Genomic DNA, 21,588 nt, shown 5'->3' with positions numbered 1-21,588 from the left:
AAACAGGATCACAAGACACTAGACGTCCTTATTGAGCGCGCGCCGCTACGCGCCAGGCGGTCGGTACTGGATTTCCTCGGCCTTGCCCAGGGCTTCCAACGTTTCGTCAACGGTCAGCAGGACTGTCGTTTCAAATGAGCTAAGCGCGCCGCCTCCAGTAATCGCCAGCGCTACCGCGGCCATGGAAACGTTATCGGGCGCTTCCCACAAGGTGTAGCCGTCGTGCCTGCCGAAGGCGTACCAGAACCCATGGAGCTTCCCCCCGACCGACTCGACATACGCTTGAGCGGCCCTTCCGCGGTCTTCTGGGTTGCCGATCAACCTGGCCCAGGTCTCCGGCGTGTAGCTGAACTTCGTTAGATAGAGCGGCATCATCTGCCCCATTCGCCGGTTCCGTTCGCGTTGCGTCAGGCATGGAACCCTAACCGGCGGAATGCAGCCTGAGGTGAGCTGCAACGCGCCTGCGTGTCATGCATATCTCCACAAAAGCTGCCGCTTGCTGCGGCCAGGCGCAGCAGATTCTGGTGCTCCCCGTGGTGGCGGCTGGCCCGTAGCCAGCACAGCGTGAACGTTCTGTCTCCTTGCAGCCCTGGGCAAGCCGAAGCCCCCGGTACGCCGCTCGCGTGTCCAGGGGGCTGTCATCGCCGTGCTGTTTCAGTGGGCGGCTTGGTACCTCTCCAGCAGGTCAGCCGGGATGCGGCCGCGGCTGCTGACCTCAATGCCCTGGGTCTTGGCCCACTCGCGGATCTTGGCCGCGTCCGGCCCGCCAGACTGCCCGCGCTTGGCCGTCCGACGAGCGCCGCCGCCGACCTTGCGGCCAGCTCCCATAAACGGCCCCAGGGCGTCCAACAGCTTCTGGTAGTTGTCCGGTCCCAGGTCGACCTCGTACTTGATTCCGTCCAGGCTAAAAGCGTGAGTGGCGATGCCTTCGCCTTCGGCCCCGGTGAGGTCATCGGTATAGATCGTTACGGTGCGCTGAACCATGGAAGTAGACCCTTTCCTTATGCGTGAAAAGGAGTCTACTCGCCGAGTCACTATTTGGTTACTGGATGCCTTGCTGGTAGTTCCGTACCGCCTGCCGTTCCAGCAGGACGTCACGCTTGAATGGGACCGGATCGCACTCCGGAATTGAGTACTGCCGGTGCTCGTCCAGCCGGGTGTACATGTAGCTCATCAGGACCCGCAAGGCAGGCCCCCTCGTCGGCGTCCTGCAGCACGGCGACGGGCTTTCCCCGCGGGACTGGCGGCCGGTTCAGGTTCTTTAGTCGGTAACAAACGAATGGTCTTCTCTGGCCCGCTTTACCCACTCCACCGTTATGCGCCCCGTCTTCTTTTTTGGGGGCGCTCATGAATTCATCCCCGATGGACCTGTACGCCGTGCTCGGTCTGCCGCCGAATGCCCTGTCGGCCACCATCCGGATCGCCGCCCGTCAGCCAACAGGCCGCGGCGCACGCAGAGATCACGCGGCTCAACCTGGCCTGCGAGACGCTGAGCGATGAGGCCAAGTGGCGAGCGTACGACGTGGACGAACGAGCGCGGAGGCGAGCAGCCGGCCGCGCCACGGCGGACCCGCCCCCCCCAGCGACCGGGCGGTGCCGTACTGCGGTCCGGGAAGAAGTGCTGCTGCGGGAGGAGGCCGCTCTGGATGCGGCGGAACGTGCGCTGCAGCCGGTTGGCCGATGCGAGGGTGACGGTGGCCGAGGTGCTGGCCGACTCGCCCCCCGAGGCCGTCGGACCTGCGCGGAGCGGGGTGGCGGGCTCGGTGGTGCCCCAGCGGACCGAAGGCATCGCTGTGGAGGTGCTCGCGCCGGAGTATCAGCAGATCTTGTCGGTTCTCGCCTCGCCGGAGGCTGCTGGCGGGGTGCGGGTGAAACAGACCGCTGTGCGGCTCGGCCGGGAGACGACGTCGACAAGCGGATGGCTTCTCAGATGGCCACCGCCAGTTCGTAGCCGCTGGCCTGCACGTCCGTGCAGAGCTCTCGGCAGGCGCCGAAGTACTCCGCGAATTGAGGGTCGTTCTGCCATGCGGTGCGGGACTCGGCATCCGCCCACTTCGCGAAGGAGACGAAGTGGCTTGGATTGCCCTGGTCTCGAATGAGCCGAGCAGCGACGAGGCCCTTGTGCTCTTCCCCGGTCCAGGTGAGGAATTCCGTCCAGCGCTCGACGAAACGGTCGGCGCTGCCCTCGCTGACTTGCCAGCTCCCCGACGCCCAGTACTTGCTCTCGTCCGCCATCGTGCCACCTCGTTCCGCTCGCCCTGCACTTGCCAGGACTCTAGGTGCGGATGCACACGGAGCTCGGTACGACAGCCCGTCCACATCCGGTGTCTACTTCTGGTGGGTGATCGGCGCTCCGGCGCGGGCAACAGGTGGCATGGGCCACCTAGCCCCGATCAGGACACATGTTCAGTTACACGGGCCGGGCCTGTTGATCGGTAAGCGTATGACTTCGCGCGCCACGAGGCGCCGCATAGCCGAGTGGGGGTGGAAGGACTCCACCGGCCCGGCCGTCGCACGGGTGGTATCCCGGCGGAGACAGTGCCGGTGGCGCGGGGCCACGTTCCCGAAGAAGAGTCTGGCGATCCGGTCCCGGATGAGCTGGGGCTGAAGTCGCTGTTTCACGAGGGTGTTTCGATAACGACCAGCGCGAACGCCACTGCACCCAAGAGTGGTATCCCGCATGCGGTGCGCAGGCGTGCAGGGGTGGTGCCGTGGTGAGTGCGCCACTGGTTGCGCAACGCCATGGTGAGTTGCGCAGTCAGCGCGAGGGACCCATGGTGAGTTGCGCACTCGCCAGCCTCCCAGCGCCCCGCGGCGAGCAGCCCTCCGGTTCTGCCTCCGGCCCCCACTGGGTGGGCATGCCCCCGTCCAGCGTGGCTTGCCCAGGTGGCCCTTGGGCTCGCCCGCCGAGTGACCGGCCGTCAAACGGCGGTGGTGACCGGTCGCCAGGTCGCGTGACCGATCCGGTTGCCCGCGCCGGTCAAGGCACACGCCAGCGGCTGTGAACGGTCCGTGCAACCCCGCCGAACGGATCGGTCACGCATCGGCCAGCTCCCCAAGTGGACACTCGGCTGATCCGCTCACGCACACGCGGCGTCACGCGGCGGCGTCCGACGTCAACGGCGTGGTGCGACCTACCGCGCGCAGCCGTCCGTCTTCGTCGTAGCGGTCGAGGACGAGCTGCTGCGGGCGCCGCAGTGTTCCGGCTGACGCCGCCGATCACAGCTTCGGTCGTATCCCGTCTGTGGACCTTGAACCAGCGTCTGGCGCCCGGCATGTATCTCTGTGCAAGGCCCTTGATATCCCCAGTCAAGTCAGCGTGTTGAGAAATGGGAGGAGACGACCTACCAGGTCAGACTCCACCTCGCCGCCCTCTTCATCTGGTCAGCGCGGTGATCCGAAGGACGACCTCATCGGAGTGATGGTCAGAGGAGGTCCTGGATGACGTTTTCCGCCGCCCGGTGCTCGGCGGCGGCCGGGTCGAGCTCGCTGAGCGTCAGCAGAGAAGTGTCGTCCTGGAGGTCGCGCTCCCACGCCTGGGCCATCTGCTCCTGCTTCTCGCGCGGCAACCGCTGGACGTCATCCCGGCTTGCCGGGCTCAGTGCCCGGAGGAAGCGCGCCACGGTGTCTGTTTGATCAGTCGGCATGAGCTGCATCCTTCCAGCGCCCGCGCCGCGAGGACAGCCGCCCGGCCGCGCCACGCGGAGTGACGCCCGGATAAGTTCCTCCGACAGGACCAGCGAGAGAACGGTGCTGCTCCTTTGTCCCCCATGCGCAAGGGTTCTCGGGCCGCCCGCTAGTCAGACCGTCATTCGGGCTGGTTTGGGACATGGTGGACTGTTTGTGAAGTGGGTGCCCGGGTCGAGGTGCGTTTCCCAATGCCACCTGCGTCCGGGCGGCGCTCTGGACCCGTGTCCGGCTGGACTCCCGGCCGTTGGTTGGGTATGACTGGATTTTCCCATGTACGCCGTTTGTGGTCATCTTCCGCCCGTCGGGATTGCACCGTAAGGCACCCGCGACTGACCCCAGTTCTCTGCTCTCTGTCCGCCCTGATCTTCGGCGCAGCCGCAGCCACCGCCTATTCGCCCGAAGCCTCTGCGGCAACGACTGGCTACGTAGCCCTCGGCGACTCCTACTCCTCGGGCGTTGGGGCAGGCAGTTACGACAGCAGCAGTGGCGCCTGCAAGCGCAGCACCAAGGCATATCCGGCCCTGTGGGCTGCCGCGCACTCACCGTCGTCCTTCACCTTCGCCGCGTGCTCGGGTGCGCGTACAGGAGATGTGCTGGCCCATCAGCTGGGGGCGCTGAACTCCTCGACGGGACTGGTGAGCATCACTGTCGGCGGCAACGACGCGGGCTTCTCCGACGTCATGCAGACCTGCGTCCTGCAGTCCGAGAACGCCTGCCTGCAGCGCATCAACGAGGCCCGTGCGTATGTCAAGAACACCCTCCCCGGCAAGCTCGATCAGGTCTACGACGCTATCCACGGCAGGGCCACCGCCGCGCATGTTGTCGTCCTGGGATACCCACGCTTCTACAAGCTCAGCGGCAGCTGTGCAGCGGGGATGACCGAAAAGGGGCGCGCCGCGCTCAACGCCGCCGCCGACGACCTCAACGCCGTCACCGCCAAGCGCGCCGCCGACCACGGCTTCGCCTTCGGCGACGTCAACACGACCTTCGCGGGACATGAGCTCTGTTCCGGTGCCCCTTGGCTTCACAGCGTCACCTTGCCCGTCGAAAATTCCTTCCACCCCACGGCCGTAGGTCAGTCGAAAGGCAACCTCCCGGTGTTCGAAACTGCCCGCGGTCGGTAGTGGATCCCCCGGGTTGCCAGGCAGCTTCCCTGCCTGGCAACCCGGGCTCCACTACCGCATGAGGTGAGGGATTCGTTGGTCAGCGTGTGAACACCAGAACTGAAGGCCCTTCAGCAGTTGGGCGGCGTATGACCGGCCGCAACTGAGGTGGGGAATTACGCGACGCGAAAGCTGATGATCGGGGGAATTGGTCGACCGTCGACACGGCCATCCGAGGGAGTCCCTCCGCAGCACCTCGCCGGGCAAGCATGGGTGCAGCGCTGGGACTCCCCATCACGTCGGACAGCTACTGCTCCTGGGGATGCAGGCCGCCGCCCGCGCGGTCGAGGCCAACAGTTCGCCGCCGCCCCAGTCAGCCTGCGCCGTGGCACGCCGACGAGGGCTCTCGTCGTTGTCGTACACGTCCACGAACCGCATACGTGATTCATCTGGTGCAGACTGCAGGCTCAGCGCGGCCCCAGCATGAGCCGGCCTCCATGTGCCGGAAGGCGGCACCATCCTGTCGCTGCCCCGCTGCTTACTCAGAGCTCTCTGCGCGCTGCCGGTGCGGCCAGGCGGCGTTGGTCGCCGCTCGCAGCAGCCATTCGACTGGACCGTAGCGATGGCGGTGCAGCCACCATCGGCAGGCCACCAGTTGGCAGGTGAACAGGGTCAGTGCGATGCCGGTCACCAGGGGTGGGGACACTCGGCCCACCAGGGCGGCGCCGAATCCGGTGAAGAGCAGCGCGCAGAGCAGCGATTGGGTGAGGTAGTTGGTGAGGGCCATCCGGCCTGCCGGAGCCAGGAGGGCGGTGAGTCGGTGGCCGCGGGCGGTGGCTGTCAGGCGCAGGACGGTGGCCGCGTACGCGGCGGCCAGCAGCGGTGCGGTCACGACATCGAAGCCGAGGGCGGCCAGGTGGTAGGGGGTGCCGGGATGTTCCAGGCTCGCGTGGGCGTAGACCACTCCCCCGGCCAGCCCGACGGAGTAGCCGATCTGTTGCAGCCGTCGCAGTACCGGCTGGTACCTGGTGGCATCGGCCAGTACCTCGTGACGGCCGGCGGCGAAGCCGAGCAGGAAGGCGGCCAGCGCGGCGGGGGCCTGGAAGAAGATGAGCAGGAATGCGACGTCCGGGAGCTGTTCGAGGTGCGCGCCGATCACCGATCCCGGGCTGTTGCGCAGTGCGTCCGTGGCCTGCTGGGCATGGGCCGCTGCAGAGGCCGCGTCTATGCCGCCACCGCCGGCCGCGTGCTGGGCGAAGCTGAGCATCAGGTACCCGGCCGCGGTAACGGTGAATAACACGACCGCAGTCTTCACCGCGTTGCGAGGCCGGGTGTTTCGGGCGGTGAGGAGTACCAGGCCCAGCAGGGCGTAGGTGGTGAGGATGTCTCCGGGGAAGAGAACAACGGCGTGGAAGGCTCCGAGGGCGAACAACGCTGCCAGGCGGCGCAGGAACCGGCGGGAGAAGCGGGCGCCTCCGCGTGCGGCGGACTTCGCTTGGAGGGTGAAGCTGTAGCCGAACAGGAAGGAGAACAGCAGGAAGAACTTGGCCTCGAAGAAGGTCGCCACCAGGTAGCGGGTCGCGTGGTCGGCCGGTGAATCGAAGTTCGGGTCTTCCAGGCCGGTGCCGTGGTGGGCGGAGGCGAGGTACGTGATGTTGACCATCAGGATGCCGAGAAGGGCGAATCCTCGCAGCGCGTCGATGTCAGTGATCCGCTGCCCTTGCGGGCCTGCGGGCGTCAGTCGCGTCGTCGTGTCGGTCATGTCCGCCCGCCCTTGCTGGCGTCGGCGTTGGCCTGCTTGAGGAACTGGCGCTGGCCGGTGAGAAATCCGCTCGCGAAGAGAGCCCTGGGCGCGAAGACCGCCGTCAGCGTGAGCTTGAGCTCCGACTGTTCGAGGTTGTGCTTCACCAGGGAGTGTGTGGCGTCCGGATACTGCTCGACCCGCAAGAGCGAAGCGGGAAGCAGCTTGCGGTAGGTGGTTTCGGTGTCGGTCACGTCGACGTTGATGTCGTGGCCGGCCAGGACAAGCAGGACGGGTGTTCCTTGGATGGCCCGCAGGTCTGCCGTGGCGTCGGCGGTGTAGTTCTTCTTGATGAATCGCCATCGGTCGGCCGTCATCCCTTGTGGGTCGTCGACAGTGTCGCGGTATTCCTCGAACGAGGCATCGCGGCGCAGCAGTCGCAGAGTGGTTTTCCTTCGTCGCAATGCGGCCGCTGTCTGTTCGGCAGAGGCGCCGTCTTCGCGCATCTGGGCCAAGAGGTTGTAGCGGCCTTGTTGCTGCCAGTTCACGGCCGGGGATACGGCGATGACGAACCGCAGATCAGGAGCACGGGCTGCGACCTTGGGTAGTACCCATCCTGCCTGGCTCGCTCCCCAGAGCCCGATGCGCCGGCTGTCGATGTCCGGCCGCTGACGTGCCCAGGCGATGGCCGCCATTGTTTCGTCGGCCCGGTCGTCCATGCTCTGGTCCAGCCAGTTGCCCGACGAGCCATCCACACCCGGCTTGTTCCAGGACAGTGAGGCGTACCCGGCTTCGGCGAAGGACTCCCACAGGGGCCGGTAGAAGCTGTCGTGGGTGGCGTCGATCGGCCCGTCCCCATGAACGAAGACGACCAGCCCGTACGGCCCGCGGCCGTCTGTTGGCGTGGCCAGTACGCCGTCGAGTGTCTGCTTGCCCTGCCGCAGCGTGACTCGCTCTTCCCGGATGTCGTACGTGTTCTGCCAGATCGCCACTCCACCCAGCCCCGTGGCCGCCAGAAGCACACCGACCAGGGACCAGATCACTGCTCGTTTCCTACGACGCCCGCCCCTGGGGACATCTTTGCGTTGCCTCGTCCGCATACCTCGCCCCTATCTATTGTTTTCCGAACGCTCGTTTCGATTACGAACGTATCAGAGAAGAGAGTATGGTGACCCGCAAGCAGACCAAGACCAAGACCAAGGAGAGCGGACATGACCCACGCGGAGAACAGCGGCGCGAGCCATGCCGAAGCAATTCCCGTGACCGTTCGCTGCGGTGTGCCGGAGGGGACCGAGGACGTGGTGGCCGGGCTGTACTGGGAGGCGTTCGGCCGGAAGCTGGGCGCGGCGCTCAACCCGCCGGCCACCGGGCAGCGGTTCATCGCGGCGCATCTGCACCGGGACCGGGCGGTGGTGGCGCTCGCCGGTGATCAAGTAGTGGCAGTGGCCGGATACCAGCTCGACGGCCGAGGGCTGACCGGCGGTGGCGTGGCCGATGTTCTGGATACGTACGGCCTGCTCAGGGGGATGCCACGACTCGCACTGCTGGCGCTGCTTGAACGCACTCCGGCCGCGGGGCAGCTGGTCATGGACGGCATCGCCGTCGCTGCGGAGTTCCGGGGCCGAGGCATCGGCAGCCTGTTGCTCGGCGAGGTCTTCCGTGTCGCCGCCGAGCACCACTGTGATCAGGTCCGGCTGGACGTCATCGACGTCAATCCCCGCGCACGCTCCCTCTACGAACGCCACGGCTTCACCGCGGTCCACACCGAACAGACGCCTTACCTGCGCCGCTTGATGGGGTTCAGCGCCGTCACCACCATGCACCGCCCCGTCACTTCGCAGGCGGGCGGCCGGCCGTGAGCGACAGCAAGGCTCCCGCACCTCGCGTCTATGCTCGGTCCATGCCCGAGACCGTCCCCGAGATCCCCACCCGCCTGCTCGTACACGCCCTGGTCCGCGAAGACGGCACCGTCGACGCCGGCGAGCTCTACACCATCGCGAGCGCTCTCGGCATGAGCGACCAGCAAGTACGCCTGTGCATCAAACGACTCGTCACTGAAGGCCGCTTCACCCACGAAGGCCGTGGCCGCAAGGCCCTGCTGCATGCCACCGCCGACGTCACCGGGTCCCTGGCCCCGGAAGTGGAATACGTCCGCTACGCCTACGCACAGGATCACGGGCAGGCGCCGTGGGACGGCGTCTGGCATCTCTTCGCGTTCGCCGTCCCGGAATCGGCCAGAGCAGCGCGTGACACGCTTCGCGACACCCTCCTCAGACTCGGCGCTGCCGCCGTCCAGGGCGGCTTGTACGTCAGCGCCAACCCCATCGAGAAACACGTCGAAACCCAGGCACGACACCTCGGCATCCTGGATGCCCTTACGACATTCACCAGCAACGACCTGCGCATCGGAAACCGTCGTGATGCCACCGACCTGGCCGCCGGACTCTGGCCCCTGGAGGAGATCGCCAACCGCTACGACACGCTGGCTTCCCTTGCCCAGGCCCGCCTCCGCCAACTCGACGCCGCAACCGAAACGACCGAGATCGACCAACTGACCATCGCCGTCGAACTCGCCGCCCAGTTCACCCGCGCCATGGAACCGGACCCCCTCCTCCCACCCCAACTGCTCCCCCGGCCCTGGGCCGGTACCCACGCTCGCCACCTTGCCGCCCGCTGCTGGGCCCGGCTCCTCGAGCACCAGGCAACCACCGCCGCGGACGAACACCACCGTCTCCGCCTCTTCAGCCTGTACGCCGACGCCATCCAGCCCGCGCCCCATCCACTGCGGTCAACTTGATCCGGCCCTGAAGGACCATCGCTGGCTGGCGTACGCCGGATCGACGTACACCAGCGGAACCCCGGCTCGCACGGTGGCCGGAGCACACTCGTTGGCCCGCCGGCTTCGACCACTCGGCCGCCGACGTCGTTGTTACGGAGGATCCCGGCCCCGAACCTCCGCCACTACTCCAGCCCTCAGGGATAACGACGCAGTACCCGCCCCTGCGGTCCATGCCGTGAGCGAGGGCCCGGGTGAAGACCGTTGCGCGCGGGAGGACCCGGTCGGGGTCACTCTTCCTCTGTCGCGTTCTTGTCGCGCGGCGGGCGCAGGCAGATACATCGCTTTCCGGCGAAACCGGGCTGGCTATGTACGTGAGGGTAGGGAGCCGTTTCAAAGTGACTGCGGGAGTCACTGCCTGACCGAGCTTGCGATGTCCGTTTGTTTTGACGTCAGTTGAGGGTTGTGGTGGGAGCGTGAGGTGTACTCATCCCGCTGGGGGCCTCATGGGAAACTCGCAGTCGAAGGTCGATCTGTACGCCGCGATCCGCCGCCTCGCTCACACCAAGACTCTTATTGAGTTCGCCACCACGCCGCCTGTCTCGCTGAGTAACGTTGGCGCTACCGGAAACGCTGTGTAGGCGTGTGCCGTTGGCGCTACTGACGTGGCGCAGGGGAGCCCTGAGATCCCCCCAGCAGCACAGCGGATTCCACTTGTGCACGTGCTGGCCGCTCGCGGAGAAGATGCCATGCACATGCCACATAAACCCTGCCTCCTCTATAGCGTGCATGTCACACGCTTCTCGGACTCAGTAGAGGGAAACATGCACACGAGTCGCAAAGCTGTGGCAGGTACCCTCGCGACGACCGCGTTACTGTCGCTCCTCGCGGTGCCGGTCGCCTCCGCCACCCCAAGCACCACCACGCCGTGTGAGTACAGCACCCTGAGCCAATTCCCGGGGTCATGGACCACCATCCGGTACGGCCAAGTTGATGTCAGTTTCAGTCTGTGCGGCACGGACCCATCCACCTGGACCGCCTCCATCACCAAGTCACAGGTCAACTCCACCGGCAAAAACACAGGATTCTTCATCGATGGCAGCTCGGTGAGACCCGTCTCATCCAGCAACGTGGACAAAACCTTCAGGCTGGAGATCAACCACAGCTCGTGTCTGGCCCGCATCGGGTGGCCCTGCTACGGGTCCGGCTCCATGACCAAGGACTTCTACATCGACATGGAGCGCACGCACCCCGTCATCTGGCCCATGGACGCGCACGTCGACGATCCGACCCTGCGGCTGTACGACACTCCCTGACATCCCCAAGATCCTCCGACCGACGCTCGGTAGAGGCGCCGGAGGAGAAGGCCGGCAAGCTCGGCCGGATCCTTCGGCGTCGCCTTCTCATTCGGGTCAAGGCTGCCGGTGCGATGTCTGGCTCATTGCCGGACAACGACTCCTCGAGAGACCACCACAGCCACCACGCGCCCTCCGCTCCGAGCGACAAGTGGTGTCAGCTCCCACATACAAGGCCATCTACCAGGGCGAGTTGGATTCAGGTCTAGGTGCGGAGGGCCTTGCTGAGGAGTTCGCCGAAGTCGGCGGGGTGCGTGGTCAGGCCGGTGTGCCCGCCGGGGAAGTGCAGAAGTTCCGTGCCGAGACGCTCGGCCAGGAGAGCGGCCGGACGGTAGGGCAACTCGCCGCGTGAGTCCTGGCCGCAGGCGAGCACGAGCCGGTCCGACAGTGCCTCCAGCCGATGGATGTCCGGGGCGTAGGACATGAAGCTGGGCACGATACGCCCGACGAAGTACGGCAGGTTGGCCATCGTCCGCTCGGCCCGCGCCGCTGCTTGCGGCGGAAGCTTGAGCTCGGCCTTCGGTTCGGTGGTGTCGCCGTCCTTCTTCAGACCCGCAGCGAAAACGGCCATCGCCGGCATGAGCCCCTGGGTGCGGAGCGTCTCCTGCACGCGCGCGATGAGCGCGCGATGTTCGTAGGCGTCCGGCAGGACCTCCACCATTGGCGGCTCGTGCGCCACGATGCGTTCGACGCGTTCGGGATGGGCGGTGAGCAGGTGCAGAGCGGCGATCGCGCCCGAGCTGGCGCCGAACACCCGGGCGGGCTCGTCGGGCGACAGCAGTTCCAGCATTCGGAAGGCGTCGTCGGCGTGCTGGGCCACTCGCTGCTCGGCCTCGGGGTCGTCCAGCGTGCTACGGGACATGCCGCGCGGGTCGTAGGTCGCGACCGTGTATTCGGCGGCCAGGTCGTCGGCGATGCCGTCGAAGGAGGCCGCGTCGCCCGCCCCTCCAGGTATCAGCAGCAGTAGCGGGCCCTGGCCGCGCACTTCGTAGTGCAGGGTTGCGCCGTTCACGCGCAGGCTGCCGGTGGTCGGGTCGGTCATGAGGAGTCTCCTTCTCGGGACGGGGGCCAGTGCTCCAGGAGGGTGTGCAGGGCGTCGAGGGCGCGGACCCAGGAGTGCTGAGGCGAACGCTGGTGCGCGAACCCGCCCGCGGCCTCCAGGGCGACGAACCCGTGGAATGTGCTGCGCAGCAACCGGACCGCGTCGGTCAGGTCGGGCTCGGCCAGTCCGTAACCGCGCAGCATGCCGTAGGTCAGCTCGACCGCGCGCCGCGGCCCGGACGCTTTTGCGGCCAGCTCAGGGTCGATCTGGATCGGGGTCTGCGTCGCCGTGTAGCGGCCCGGATGTTCGCGGGCGTACTCCCGCCAGGCGTTCGCGAAGGCGACCAGCGCGTCCTTGCCCGCCCGCCCGACTGTCGCCTCCGCGATACGGATGGTCTTCTCGTCCGCCGCCAGCAGCGCGATCCGTCCGCGCAGATCCTCCAGACTGCGGACGTGCGTGTAGAGGCTCGCATCCTTCACGCCGAGCCGCCGCGCCACCTGCGACATGGTCACCTGGTCGAGCCCGACCTCGTCCGCCAGCTCGGCGCCCGCGATCGTCACCCGTTCCGCCGTCAGCCCTGCCCGCGCCATGCGCTCTCCTCACGCTCCTAGGGTCTCTAGATATAACCTAGGGGTCCTAGGACGGGCAAACGGGAGGCGGTGAGTCTCGTCGCCGCTCGGCGTCACGTCGCGCATCGCCGCCCAGGCCATCTCACTGGGCAAGCCTCGCCTAAGGACGATCCACGCGTTGGGCTGCTCAGGGGTGCGGTTACCCGCGCGGCCTGCCGAGACGTGGCGGTCGCCCATCTGGTCCAGCTGGTCAGGTCCCGGCCAGCGCGCGCCCTCGGAGATGGTGTCGGTGCGCTCCGTCACCGGCAGCAGTAAGACTGATCTTCTCCGGCTCCGGGCTCGCCGCCGCCTGAGCCGTCTTGACCACCAGGACCTCGCGGTAGCTCTCGGCCGTGGCTGTCAACTGCAGGTCGACACCCGTCGATAGGCGCATTGGCATAGGTCACGGTCGCCCCGTTCAGAGTCGGCTTGGGCAGCGTGCCCGGCCGGCCGAACGTCAGCGACAGGCCGTCCTTGCCCATCGACAGCAGACCTGCACCACTACCACCGTCCGAGAACGCCAGGTCCACCACTGCCGACTTCGGGCCGACCGTGCCATCCGTGTACGTGCCGGCCTGGTTCGCCTCGGTCTTCGTGTACTCGGGCCGCTCTCGAACGTCCTGCTCTCGGCGTTCAGGTTGGAGCAGTCGCTGCAGCTCCGCCGGCCGCCCGGGTGAGCCGTGTCTCACCCGGACCGTGCCGCTTGCCTATGCAACGAGTTGCATAGAAGGATCGGGGCATGGCGCTCGAACACGCGATCCTTGTCTCTCTGCTCGAGAAGCCGGGCTCCGGGTACGAGCTGGCCCGGCGGTTCGAGCGGTCCATCGGCTACTTCTGGACCGCCACCCATCAGCAGATCTACCGCATCCTCAAGCGGATGGAGGGCGACGGCTGGATCGACGTCCGCGAGGTGCCGCAGCAGTCCCGGCCGGACAAGAAGGAGTACTCCGTCGCCGCCCTCGGCCGGACCGCCCTCTCCCAGTGGCTGCACGAGCCGATCGAACCCGAGAGCGTCCGGCACGATCTCGCCGTGAAGATCCGGGGCGCGGCCTTCGACGATCCGGCCGCACTGATCCGCGAGGTCGAGCGGCACCACCAGGCGCACACCGACCGGCTTGCGCACTATCTCGCCGGAGAGCGGCGTGACTTCACCGGACCCGAGGCTCCCGGAACGCCCGACGCGGGGCGGGAGCTCCAGCATGTCGTGCTGCGCGGCGGCATCGCGTACGAGCGGATGACGCTCGCTTGGCTCGACGACGTACTCGCAACCCTCCACCGGCTCGGTCCGGGGCGCTGAACCGGCGCCGACGAGCCACCCATCTCTCCCGACCACTCCCGTCACCCTCACGTACCTGAAGCTCCCCAGCTCACAAACCCTCAACTCCCAAGCCGGAAAGGCGAACATCCATGGCCGACCCGCTGCTGTTCAACCCGCGCACCTACGACCCGGCGCACTTCGACCCCGAGACCCGCAGGCTGCTGCGCGCCACCGTCGACTGGTTCGAGGACCGCGGCAAGCGCAAGCTGATCGAGGACTACCGCTCCCGTGCCTGGCTGGCGGACTTCCTCGCCTTCTCCGCCAAGGAGGGTCTGTTCGCGACCTTCCTCACCCCCGCCTCCGCCGCCGACGGGCAGAACGACAAGCGCTGGGACACCGCACGCATCGCCGCCCTCAACGAGATCTTCGGCTTCTACGGGCTCGACTACTGGTACGCGTGGCAGGTCACCATCCTCGGCCTCGGCCCGGTCTGGCAGAGCGACAACGCCGCTGCTCGCACCCGCGCGGCGGAACTCCTCTCCCAGGGCGAGGTGTTCGCCTTCGGCCTGTCCGAGAAGGCCCACGGAGCCGACATCTACTCCACCGACATGCTGCTGGAGCCCGAGGGTGACGGCGGCTTCCGGGCGAGCGGCTCCAAGTACTACATCGGCAACGGAAACGCCGCCGGGCTCGTCTCCGTCTTCGGCCGCCGCACCGACGTCGAGGGCCCCGACGGCTACGTCTTCTTCGCCGCCGACAGCCGCCACCCGGCGTACCACCTCGTGAAGAACGTCGTCGACTCCTCGAAGTACGTCAGCGAGTTCCGCCTCGACAGCTATCCGGTCGGTCCCGACGACGTGCTGCACACCGGCCGTGCCGCCTTCGACGCCGCCCTCAACACCGTCAACGTCGGTAAGTTCAACCTCTGCACCGCCTCGATCGGCATCTGCGAGCACGCGATGTACGAGGCCGTCACCCACGCCCACAACCGCATCCTCTACGGCCGCCCCGTCACCGCCTTCCCACACGTGCGCCGCGAACTGACCGACGCGTACGTCCGGCTCGTCGGGATGAAGCTGTTCAGCGACCGCGCCATCGACTACTTCCGCTCCGCCGGCCCCGACGACCGCCGCTACCTCCTCTTCAACCCCATGACGAAGATGAAGGTGACCACGGAGGGCGAGAAGGTCATCGACCTGATGTGGGACGTCATCGCCGCCAAGGGCTTCGAGAAGGACACCTACTTCGCCCAGGCCGCCGTTGAAATCCGGGGGTTGCCGAAGCTGGAGGGTACGGTCCACGTCAACCTCGCGCTGATCCTCAAGTTCATGCGCAACCACCTGCTGAACCCGGCCGAGTACGCGCCCGTGCCGACGCGCCGCGACGCAGCAGACGACGCGTTCCTCTTCCGGCAGGGACCGGCCCGCGGTCTCGGCTCCGTGCGCTTCCACGACTGGCGCACCGCCTACGACGCGTATGCCGATGTGCCCAATGTCGGCCGCTTCCGTGAGCAGGCGGACGCCCTGTGCGAGTTCGTCACGACCGCGGCCCCCGACGAGGAGCAGAGCCGCGACCTCGACCTTCTGCTCGCCGTCGGCCAGTTGTTCGCGCTGGTCGTGCACGGCCAGCTGATCCTGGAACAGGCGCGCCTGACCGGCCTTGAGGAGGACGTACTCGACGAACTCTTCTCCGTGCTCGTACGCGACTTCTCCGCGCACGCCGTCGAGCTGCACGGCAAGGACTCCGCCACCGCAGAACAGCAGCAGTGGGCGCTGGGCGCGGTCCGGCGTCCGGTCGTCGACGACGCCCGCTCGGCGCGCGTCTGGGAGCGCGTCGAGGCACTGTCCGGTGCGTACGAGATGGCGCCGTAACAACGGGGCCTCCGGACCATCAGCCCACCAGTCCCGGCGCCCGCCGGTGACCGCCCGTCTTGGGCCGCAGGAAGCCACTGGCGCTCCGCGCGGCTCCGAGGCGGGCGGTCACGGGTCACGGCCCGGCAGTGAGCCGTCGGTCGCACCACGGCAGGTCGTTGTGCTCCGGGTTGCAGCAGGGCTCGGCTGCACCGGCCGTCTCGGCCGTCGGTGGGCCTGGTCCTTGAACACAGCTTCATGGCGCACGAAGATCTCAAGATCCGCAACATGAGTAAGGCTCCCGCGCCGAAGCCGGGCCCCGGGACGCCGGGGGTGTTTCTGCCCAACGGGGCTGCTTCGAAGGCGGGTCTTAACCGTTCGATCGCTGATGGCGGTTGGGGGCGTTCCTCGCGATCCTGAACGCAAAGGCTGAGAGTGCCGGGCGGGAAGTGATAGCTGTGAACCCCGCAACACTTCCCGCACGCGTCCCAAGTGTGGGCACACCGCGAGGGAGAACCGACCCACACAGGAGAGGTTCCACTGCCTCTCGTGCGGCCACCGGGCACACGCCTACACCGTCGGAGCACTCGACGTATTACCGGCCGGGCCGGCCGGTCGCCACGCCAACCCGGCATAGCGAGAAACCTCGTCCTTAGGGCGGGGAGGAGTCACGTGCACAAAGTGGGCGACCTTGCTGATGCTCGCCGCCCAGGAGGTCATTCCGGTGGCTGCCGCAGGTGCGGCTGTCGTGCGCGTGCGCGCCCCCGCCTCCACGCTGGCACCTGCGCGGACGCGGGGGCGCCGCTGTTTCGCACCGCTCTGTGCCCGCCGCCGGGGGCCACGGCTGCACGTCGGCGCCGCCACACCGGCGGGTGAACCACGTAACGGTTCTTCCACCTGATTGCCGGAGCTACGGTTCCGCCGAACCACGGCGCGAGAACCGGTGCATGCGCATGTGTGGCGAACGCGGCTGAACCCGCCGAAGTACATTGCCGCATCCTTCGCTCAAGGCCACCTGCAAATCCGGACAGCCTTCGGACGTGACGACTGCCACGATTTACAGCACGTGACAACAAATTCTGCACGCCGCATCCACATTTCCCGCAAATCCTCCGGATCAGCCTCAGTGCAACGAGCAGCGCAGGAAGATCAACTTCGTTCAGCTCTGCACTATGCGTGAGGACTTGTCCGTATAGCGACCAACCACTGCACCGCGACTTCGGCCTGCCGGGCATGAGGCTGTAGTCATTCTCCCGGACGGCCCGCCGGGCCCCGAACGGCCTGACCAGCCGGACGTGCCCCGGTGACGGGTCGCCAATCTTCTGCCCTGACGCCGAAAACACGCGCTCCGGGCGCACCGACTCACATCAACCAGGGGAAACACCCATGTCTCAACTGACCCGGCGCCGCGCCCTGGGCGCCTCCGCCACAGCTCTGGCCGGCCTCGCTCTGACAGGCTTCGCGCGAACGGACGAGCCGTCCGGCCCTCCGACCGCCGGCCACAGCAACCGGGAAGCCCACTCCCCCCACAGCTCCGGGCACACACGGCCGCAGCCACAGCCGTTCGACGAGTCCTTCAAAGGGCGTCGCATCCAAGGCGCACCGTCACACCACGGCGGACACCACGGTGTCGGCTACTCCGTGCGCATCGACGGCGAGGAACTGCACGTGATGCAGAACGCCGACGGCACGTGGATCAGCGTCGTCAATCACTACGAGACGTTCGCCACCCCGCGGGCCGTGGCCCGCGCCGCCGTGATCGAACTTCAGGGATCACAGCTCGAGCCCCTCCTCTGACTCCGCCGCCGTCCAGCAACGTCGTCCAGCCCTGAACCCGAAGGCATTCCCAATGACCGTACGCAAGAACCAGGCGAACCTCACCTCCGCCGAGAAGCGCCGCTTCGTCGACGCACTGCTCGAGCTCAAGCGCAGCGGGCGTTATGACATGTTTGTCACTACTCACAACGCGTTCATCATGAGCGACACCGACAACGGAGACCGTGTGGGCCACCGTTCGCCGTCCTTCCTGCCCTGGCACCGCAGGTTTCTCATACAGTTCGAGCAGGCCCTCCAGGCAGTGGACCCGGATGTGGCACTGCCCTACTGGGACTGGACGGTGGACCGCTCCCCCACGTCCTCTCTGTGGGCGGCCGACTTCCTTGGCGGTACCGGCCGAAGCAGGGACGGGCAAGTGAGCGACGGGGCCTTCGCGGTCACCGCCAGCAAGTGGCCGGTGTCCGTACGGGTCGACGGGCGTGGCTTTCTCCGCCGCGCCCTCGGCTCCGGAGGACAGCAATTGCCCACTCGAGCGGAGGTCGATTCCGTGCTCGCGATGCCCACGTACGACACCGCGCCCTGGAACAGCGCGTCCGACGGTTTCCGCAACCACCTGGAAGGCTGGCGCGGCGTCAACCTTCATAATCGTGTGCATGTGTGGGTGGGCGGTCAGATGGCCACCGGTGTCTCCCCCAACGACCCGGTGTTCTGGCTGCATCATGCGTTCATAGACCGGCTCTGGGCACAGTGGCAGGCCCGCCACCCGGGATCGACGTACCTGCCTGCCACCGGAACTCCGAACGTGGTGGACCTCAATGACGTCATGCGTCCCTGGAACGACGTGACGCCCGCCGACATGCTGGATCACACCAGGCATTACACGTACGACACCGCGGCGTAGCCCGAGCCTCCCCCGCACGCGAGGCCCGGGGGCGAGGTCGGGGCCGAGCCGAGTGCCCAGCAGCGTCACATCATGCGGCTCGGGCAGAGCTCCGGTGCCGGGAAACCTGTATGACAAGGCCTCGTGTCTTTGGCACGATCGATCAGTTGCCCTACCCGACCGGTTCTGGAGGAACACAACGGCCATCAATTACGAGCTCGCTCCGGCCTGGCTGCCGTGGCCTGTCGTCGACCCCGACCGAAATGCCTTCGTGTGGAACGATGAGGAGGACTCGCAGGTAGCTGCACTGATCGCCTCGATGGTGCCTCCTGCCGATGCCGGGTGGGAAGAGAAGCATCACTTCACCGCCGAGGTCACAGCGCTACTGGCGGCCCGCTACGGCCGGTGGGCCTGTGGGTGGCACTGGGCGGTCGGCGAAGGCGGTGGTGGCGGCGTCGTCACCAGCTGGTGCTACGAGTCCCATTCCATTGGCGAACCCGCAGCGACGGCCGCCAATGTCGTTGCGTCGCTGCTGGAGTGGCGTGACTGGCTGGAGGAGCTGGCCGAGCGGTTCGCGCGGTTGGCACCGCCCGCAGGAGCGGATGCCGAGGACCGTAGCTGGCACGTGGAACGGGCAGCGACCCGCCTGGTGACGGTGGTAGTGGACCGCACGGGTGCCGAGTGCGGCTGGTACGGGCTCTGCCACACGGCGCTGATGTGGTTCCTCTCCTCCACAGGCATGGGGCCGGACACCGCGAAAAGAGCGGTCGATGCCGCAATCGGCGGACGGTTCATGAGCTGGACTACACCGTCGCAGACGGTGGTCAACTCGGTGGGAGCGGACCTCGCGCTAGGCCTGACCGGAGAGCGGCCCTACCGTGACCACTGACGCCTTGGCCGCCTGGTGCAGAGTCAGGAAACAGATCGACTGGACATCCGCGGTCGACGAGACCCCGGCCCCCGTCCAGGCAACCGTGGACGGCCTCGCCACCTGGTGCGACGCTGCGGTCCGTTCCCTGAATCCAGCTCGAGCCGACCGACTGCTGGCAGCGCTGGCCCAGACGCGCGCAGACGCCTCCCGCAAGCGACCCCTCACCTTCACCCTTCTGACTCAATGGCAGCGGCTTGTCCTTGGCACGCCCGACGTTCCGTTCCGCCAAGGCGACGCCTTCGCCAAGGGCGGCCGGGAACGCTACGCACTAACGCTGCATACGCAGCGGGACTTTGAGCACTGTCTACGCGAAAGCGCCGACCTGGAAGTCCCCCTGGCCTCCCGCGCGGCCAGGGCCTACCTGGACGTGGCGTTCTTCCACCCCTTCCCGGATGGCAACGCCCGCCTCGCCATGCTCACCCTCGCCTATGTCCTGGAGGTGGAGGGAGTTCAGCTGGATCAAGTCGGTCCCTTGCAGACCACGCGTTACGCGGACGACTCTGCTGGCGCAGCAGACCTAGCAGCGCTGGTCGCCGTACTCATACGCGCGACCCATCACCGGGCAACCAGAGCCCGCTGGTCAACTTGACGTGCAACCTGCCGTCCCCCACAGCTGGCCGCCGAAGCCGGCCGGTACGGGCCGCTGTTCGAGCTCGCCGAGGGCCTGGACGCGCTGCCGCGCGGGAGGCGATGCATCCGTGCGGGTCATCCTCACCGACAACTCCCTGCTGGACCGGCTGCCCGTGCAGCCCATGCCGGGATGGAGTATGCGGTCGCTTGGTCTCTCGCTACGCAGTCCATCCGCCTGTCCGGCGCGATAGTCACCGCCCGCTCCCTTCGATGGACGCCCGGGCCGGGTCCGCGGCGTCGATGAGTTGGCGAAGGGCCCCGTAGTAGACCTCGTGATCCACTACGGCGGGCAGGATCGCTGGGAGGTTGCCGGTCAGCGCCGGGAACTCTTCAGGGTCGAGCGCGGCCAGTGCCGTGCGGGTGGCCGCTTGGGCGGCCTTGGGGTCGCGGTGGTCCACGAAGCTCGCGCAGCCGAGTGCCAGCAGGTACATCCGCCGGTAGGCGGTGACGGCCTCTTGCGGACTCATGCCGGCCGCCAGGGAGTCGGCGAGCTGCGGCTCTACCAGCCGCTTCAGTAGCTGCGGGCCGAGCCATGGGCGGCCGCCGCGCAGGGCGACCAGGCCCGGATGTGCAGTGAGCAGCTCGTACAGTGCGGTGAACCGGGCCTCGGCAGCTGTGGCCCAGTCGGTGCCGGGTGGGATCTCTGGCAGGCCGGTGGCGAGGTGGTCGGTCACCAGGTCCAGCAGTCCGGCGAGGTCGGTGCAGCGGCGCTGGAGCGAGGCGACGGAGATGTCGAGCTTCGCCGCGAGGGTGCGGAAGCTGAGGGCACCGGGGCCCTCCTGATCCACGATCGACAGGGCATTTTCGGCAATGCGTTCGGGAGTCGCGAGGTCCAGGGAAGTTGATTGCCTAGGCATGTGAGTCAGCGTACGGTACAGCGTATCGTCAAGGTAGGCCAATCTCTCCTTACGGAGGCGACATGCCCCGCACCACGGCGCTCGACCCGCCGTTCACGGCCGTGAACGGCGTTGCTTGGCCGACCCGGCACCTGGCCAACCTCGCGGCCGGCACCCTCGCGGCCGCCCGCGTCCCCGACTTCCTCGACGCCCAGACCTGCCAGGCCGCCATGGCGGCGCTGGACCGGCTGCCCACCGCCGACTACGACCCGGCCCGGGTGCCGACCCCGATCGTGCGGTTCGGCCCCGCGCTCAACGACTACCGCGACCAGGACGGCGCGCTGGACACCGCCCGGTACTGGCGCGACGCCGAGGCGGCCCGGGCGGCCTGGCACCGGGCCAGGATGCGCCCGGATCCCACCGCGATTTCGCTGGCCCGGCTCGGCTCCGCCTGGGGCGCCGCCGTCGCCCCGGCCACCATCGGCGGCCGGGCGGCCTTCGGCGGCACCCTGCGCGAGATCAACGCCGGGGCCCTGGTCCACTACGACGACCTGAACCGCGAGTTCCCCGCCGGCCTGTTCGACCAGCAGACCGTCGCCCAGCTCGCCTTCAACGTCTGGGTAACGGTCCCGGACGAGGGCGGGGCGACCACGGTGGGGCACCACCGCTGGGAGTCGGCCGACGAGCAGTACCGCCAGGCGTACGGGTACCGGCCCGAGGCCGTCGAGCACTGCCAGCGGGTAAGCCTGACACCCGAGCTCGGCGACGCGCTGCTGTTCAACCCGGCCGACTTCCACGCCGTGGAGCCGAACCCAAGTGGGCGGCGGATCGTCTTCGCGCTCTTCCTCGCCCTGACCACCACCGGCCGGCTCATCGCCTGGTCCTGACCGCTGCTCAGTATGGGAGCCACCGAAGTGCACCAGCTCGCGTACGGCGACATCAAAACCGCCACCGACCGCCTTGCCGGGCGCATCCGCCCCGTCACCCTCGCCCCGGTGGACCCGGGCGCCATCCGCACCGCCCACGGTGACTCCTTGGGCGAGCGTGAACCTGAGGCCTGCGAGGTCTGGCTGGCGCTGGAGTTCATACAGCACACCGGCTCCTTCAAGGCC

The 21,588-nt window shown here is 67.5% G+C and carries 22 protein-coding genes and 2 pseudogenes; 13 read left to right on the top strand and 11 right to left on the bottom strand.

Annotation, left to right across the window (positions count from 1 at the left end; translation table 11 throughout):
* Positions 1–45: 45 nt before the first annotated feature.
* The 5 genes from J7I98_RS35100 to J7I98_RS35085 all read right to left on the bottom strand — a co-directional run bounded on the left by J7I98_RS35100 (position 46) and on the right by J7I98_RS35085 (position 3,647).
* On the bottom strand, positions 46–372 hold the full coding sequence (locus J7I98_RS35100; protein ID WP_214929110.1) for a GYD domain-containing protein: 327 nt from the start codon (positions 370–372) through the stop codon (positions 46–48).
* A 282-nt stretch (positions 373–654) separates the two neighbouring features.
* The gene (locus tag J7I98_RS35095; RefSeq protein ID WP_214929106.1) at positions 655–984 is read right to left on the bottom strand and encodes an Lsr2 family protein; all 330 of its coding nucleotides are present in this window, start codon (positions 982–984) and stop codon (positions 655–657) included.
* Positions 985–1,042: 58 nt separating this feature from the next.
* Positions 1,043–1,174 (bottom strand): hypothetical protein, encoded by a 132-nt coding sequence (locus J7I98_RS42410; RefSeq protein WP_285438128.1) that lies wholly within the window; start codon positions 1,172–1,174, stop codon positions 1,043–1,045.
* Positions 1,175–1,926: 752 nt separating this feature from the next.
* Positions 1,927–2,235, bottom strand: coding sequence for a putative quinol monooxygenase (locus tag J7I98_RS35090; RefSeq protein WP_214929105.1), 309 nt, complete (start codon positions 2,233–2,235; stop codon positions 1,927–1,929).
* A gap of 1,190 nt (positions 2,236–3,425) precedes the next feature.
* Positions 3,426–3,647, bottom strand: a complete 222-nt coding sequence (locus J7I98_RS35085) for a hypothetical protein (protein WP_214929104.1) — start codon at positions 3,645–3,647, stop codon at positions 3,426–3,428.
* A 297-nt stretch (positions 3,648–3,944) separates the two neighbouring features.
* On the opposite strand from J7I98_RS35085, the gene J7I98_RS35080 reads away from it, so the two are divergent.
* Positions 3,945–4,814: an SGNH/GDSL hydrolase family protein gene (locus J7I98_RS35080; protein ID WP_214929109.1), complete on the top strand. Its 870-nt coding sequence runs from the start codon at positions 3,945–3,947 to the stop codon at positions 4,812–4,814.
* A 517-nt stretch (positions 4,815–5,331) separates the two neighbouring features.
* Here J7I98_RS35080 and J7I98_RS35075 read toward each other — a convergent pair.
* Positions 5,332–6,555 (bottom strand): DUF418 domain-containing protein, encoded by a 1,224-nt coding sequence (locus tag J7I98_RS35075; protein WP_214929103.1) that lies wholly within the window; start codon positions 6,553–6,555, stop codon positions 5,332–5,334.
* Positions 6,552–7,577: a CocE/NonD family hydrolase gene (locus J7I98_RS35070; RefSeq protein WP_308378044.1), complete on the bottom strand. Its 1,026-nt coding sequence runs from the start codon at positions 7,575–7,577 to the stop codon at positions 6,552–6,554. The genes J7I98_RS35075 and J7I98_RS35070 overlap by 4 nt, the downstream gene beginning before the upstream one ends.
* A gap of 168 nt (positions 7,578–7,745) precedes the next feature.
* Between J7I98_RS35070 and J7I98_RS35065 the strand changes: the two genes are divergently transcribed.
* The 3 genes from J7I98_RS35065 (at position 7,746) to J7I98_RS35055 (ending at position 10,626) form a co-directional block, all read left to right on the top strand.
* Positions 7,746–8,393 carry a GNAT family N-acetyltransferase gene (locus J7I98_RS35065; protein WP_214929101.1) on the top strand — a complete coding sequence of 216 codons (648 nt, stop codon included), beginning with the start codon at positions 7,746–7,748 and terminating at the stop codon, positions 8,391–8,393.
* Between the two features lie 41 nt (positions 8,394–8,434).
* Positions 8,435–9,331, top strand: a complete 897-nt coding sequence (locus J7I98_RS35060; RefSeq protein ID WP_214929100.1) for a PaaX family transcriptional regulator C-terminal domain-containing protein — start codon at positions 8,435–8,437, stop codon at positions 9,329–9,331.
* A 1,109-nt stretch (positions 9,332–10,440) separates the two neighbouring features.
* Positions 10,441–10,626, top strand: a complete 186-nt coding sequence (locus J7I98_RS35055; RefSeq protein WP_214929099.1) for a hypothetical protein — start codon at positions 10,441–10,443, stop codon at positions 10,624–10,626.
* A 244-nt stretch (positions 10,627–10,870) separates the two neighbouring features.
* Here the strand turns inward: J7I98_RS35055 and J7I98_RS35050 are convergent, their stop codons facing one another.
* The 3 genes from J7I98_RS35050 to J7I98_RS35040 form a co-directional block, all read right to left on the bottom strand.
* Positions 10,871–11,707 carry an alpha/beta fold hydrolase gene (locus J7I98_RS35050; RefSeq protein ID WP_214929098.1) on the bottom strand — a complete coding sequence of 279 codons (837 nt, stop codon included), beginning with the start codon at positions 11,705–11,707 and terminating at the stop codon, positions 10,871–10,873.
* Positions 11,704–12,297, bottom strand: coding sequence for a TetR/AcrR family transcriptional regulator (locus tag J7I98_RS35045; RefSeq protein ID WP_214929097.1), 594 nt, complete (start codon positions 12,295–12,297; stop codon positions 11,704–11,706). Before J7I98_RS35045 ends, J7I98_RS35050 begins: the two co-directional genes overlap by 4 nt.
* A gap of 229 nt (positions 12,298–12,526) precedes the next feature.
* Positions 12,527–12,709 carry a hypothetical protein gene (locus J7I98_RS35040; protein WP_214929096.1) on the bottom strand — a complete coding sequence of 61 codons (183 nt, stop codon included), beginning with the start codon at positions 12,707–12,709 and terminating at the stop codon, positions 12,527–12,529.
* A 345-nt stretch (positions 12,710–13,054) separates the two neighbouring features.
* Between J7I98_RS35040 and J7I98_RS35035 the strand changes: the two genes are divergently transcribed.
* The 7 genes and pseudogenes from J7I98_RS35035 (at position 13,055) to J7I98_RS35005 (ending at position 19,599) form a co-directional block, all read left to right on the top strand.
* On the top strand, positions 13,055–13,612 hold the full coding sequence (locus J7I98_RS35035; protein WP_214929095.1) for a PadR family transcriptional regulator: 558 nt from the start codon (positions 13,055–13,057) through the stop codon (positions 13,610–13,612).
* A 110-nt stretch (positions 13,613–13,722) separates the two neighbouring features.
* The gene (locus J7I98_RS35030; protein ID WP_214929094.1) at positions 13,723–15,444 is read left to right on the top strand and encodes an acyl-CoA dehydrogenase family protein; all 1,722 of its coding nucleotides are present in this window, start codon (positions 13,723–13,725) and stop codon (positions 15,442–15,444) included.
* 225 nt (positions 15,445–15,669) lie between these two features.
* A pseudogene (locus J7I98_RS35025) lies at positions 15,670–16,060 on the top strand (zinc ribbon domain-containing protein); the annotation flags it as partial.
* 749 nt (positions 16,061–16,809) lie between these two features.
* A complete protein-coding gene (locus J7I98_RS35020; RefSeq protein ID WP_214929093.1) occupies positions 16,810–17,220 on the top strand; it encodes a tyrosinase cofactor in 411 nt (136 codons plus the stop codon).
* A gap of 52 nt (positions 17,221–17,272) precedes the next feature.
* Positions 17,273–18,100, top strand: a complete 828-nt coding sequence (locus tag J7I98_RS35015; RefSeq protein WP_214929092.1) for a tyrosinase family protein — start codon at positions 17,273–17,275, stop codon at positions 18,098–18,100.
* 250 nt (positions 18,101–18,350) lie between these two features.
* A complete protein-coding gene (locus J7I98_RS35010) occupies positions 18,351–18,968 on the top strand; it encodes a hypothetical protein (protein ID WP_308378043.1) in 618 nt (205 codons plus the stop codon).
* Positions 18,958–19,599: a Fic family protein gene (locus J7I98_RS35005; protein WP_308378042.1), complete on the top strand. Its 642-nt coding sequence runs from the start codon at positions 18,958–18,960 to the stop codon at positions 19,597–19,599. Before J7I98_RS35010 ends, J7I98_RS35005 begins: the two co-directional genes overlap by 11 nt.
* 232 nt (positions 19,600–19,831) lie before the next feature.
* On the opposite strand, the gene J7I98_RS35000 is transcribed toward J7I98_RS35005, so the two are convergent.
* The gene (locus J7I98_RS35000) at positions 19,832–20,497 is read right to left on the bottom strand and encodes a TetR/AcrR family transcriptional regulator (protein WP_214929091.1); all 666 of its coding nucleotides are present in this window, start codon (positions 20,495–20,497) and stop codon (positions 19,832–19,834) included.
* Between the two features lie 62 nt (positions 20,498–20,559).
* Here J7I98_RS35000 and J7I98_RS34995 point away from each other — a divergent pair, with 62 nt between their 5' ends.
* Together J7I98_RS34995 and J7I98_RS34990 are read left to right on the top strand one after the other, a co-directional pair.
* Positions 20,560–21,363: a proline hydroxylase gene (locus tag J7I98_RS34995; RefSeq protein ID WP_214929090.1), complete on the top strand. Its 804-nt coding sequence runs from the start codon at positions 20,560–20,562 to the stop codon at positions 21,361–21,363.
* 12 nt (positions 21,364–21,375) lie between these two features.
* Positions 21,376–21,588 (top strand): annotated as a pseudogene (locus tag J7I98_RS34990) (threonine/serine dehydratase); the annotation flags it as partial.

Origin of the sequence: Streptomyces sp. ISL-98 (assembly GCF_018614055.1) — a bacterium.
Taxonomy (GTDB): Bacteria; Actinomycetota; Actinomycetes; order Streptomycetales; family Streptomycetaceae; genus Streptomyces; species Streptomyces spiramyceticus.
This window is presented reverse-complemented; position numbering and strand designations above follow the sequence as displayed.

What these genes read in the sequence shown, in the direction of transcription:
- J7I98_RS35100 (WP_214929110.1), bottom strand. Translation starts at nt 372, where the DNA reads ATGCCGCTCTATCTAACGAAGTTCAGCTACACGCCGGAGACCTGGGCC.
- J7I98_RS35095 (WP_214929106.1), bottom strand. Translation starts at nt 984, where the DNA reads ATGGTTCAGCGCACCGTAACGATCTATACCGATGACCTCACCGGGGCC.
- J7I98_RS42410 (WP_285438128.1), bottom strand. Translation starts at nt 1,174, where the DNA reads ATGAGCTACATGTACACCCGGCTGGACGAGCACCGGCAGTACTCAATT.
- J7I98_RS35090 (WP_214929105.1), bottom strand. Translation starts at nt 2,235, where the DNA reads ATGGCGGACGAGAGCAAGTACTGGGCGTCGGGGAGCTGGCAAGTCAGC.
- J7I98_RS35085 (WP_214929104.1), bottom strand. Translation starts at nt 3,647, where the DNA reads ATGCCGACTGATCAAACAGACACCGTGGCGCGCTTCCTCCGGGCACTG.
- J7I98_RS35080 (WP_214929109.1), top strand. Translation starts at nt 3,945, where the DNA reads ATGACTGGATTTTCCCATGTACGCCGTTTGTGGTCATCTTCCGCCCGT.
- J7I98_RS35075 (WP_214929103.1), bottom strand. Translation starts at nt 6,555, where the DNA reads ATGACCGACACGACGACGCGACTGACGCCCGCAGGCCCGCAAGGGCAG.
- J7I98_RS35065 (WP_214929101.1), top strand. Translation starts at nt 7,746, where the DNA reads ATGACCCACGCGGAGAACAGCGGCGCGAGCCATGCCGAAGCAATTCCC.
- J7I98_RS35060 (WP_214929100.1), top strand. Translation starts at nt 8,435, where the DNA reads ATGCCCGAGACCGTCCCCGAGATCCCCACCCGCCTGCTCGTACACGCC.
- J7I98_RS35050 (WP_214929098.1), bottom strand. Translation starts at nt 11,707, where the DNA reads ATGACCGACCCGACCACCGGCAGCCTGCGCGTGAACGGCGCAACCCTG.
- J7I98_RS35045 (WP_214929097.1), bottom strand. Translation starts at nt 12,297, where the DNA reads ATGGCGCGGGCAGGGCTGACGGCGGAACGGGTGACGATCGCGGGCGCC.
- J7I98_RS35040 (WP_214929096.1), bottom strand. Translation starts at nt 12,709, where the DNA reads ATGCGCCTATCGACGGGTGTCGACCTGCAGTTGACAGCCACGGCCGAG.
- J7I98_RS35035 (WP_214929095.1), top strand. Translation starts at nt 13,055, where the DNA reads ATGGCGCTCGAACACGCGATCCTTGTCTCTCTGCTCGAGAAGCCGGGC.
- J7I98_RS35030 (WP_214929094.1), top strand. Translation starts at nt 13,723, where the DNA reads ATGGCCGACCCGCTGCTGTTCAACCCGCGCACCTACGACCCGGCGCAC.
- J7I98_RS35020 (WP_214929093.1), top strand. Translation starts at nt 16,810, where the DNA reads ATGTCTCAACTGACCCGGCGCCGCGCCCTGGGCGCCTCCGCCACAGCT.
- J7I98_RS35015 (WP_214929092.1), top strand. Translation starts at nt 17,273, where the DNA reads ATGACCGTACGCAAGAACCAGGCGAACCTCACCTCCGCCGAGAAGCGC.
- J7I98_RS35000 (WP_214929091.1), bottom strand. Translation starts at nt 20,497, where the DNA reads ATGCCTAGGCAATCAACTTCCCTGGACCTCGCGACTCCCGAACGCATT.
- J7I98_RS34995 (WP_214929090.1), top strand. Translation starts at nt 20,560, where the DNA reads ATGCCCCGCACCACGGCGCTCGACCCGCCGTTCACGGCCGTGAACGGC.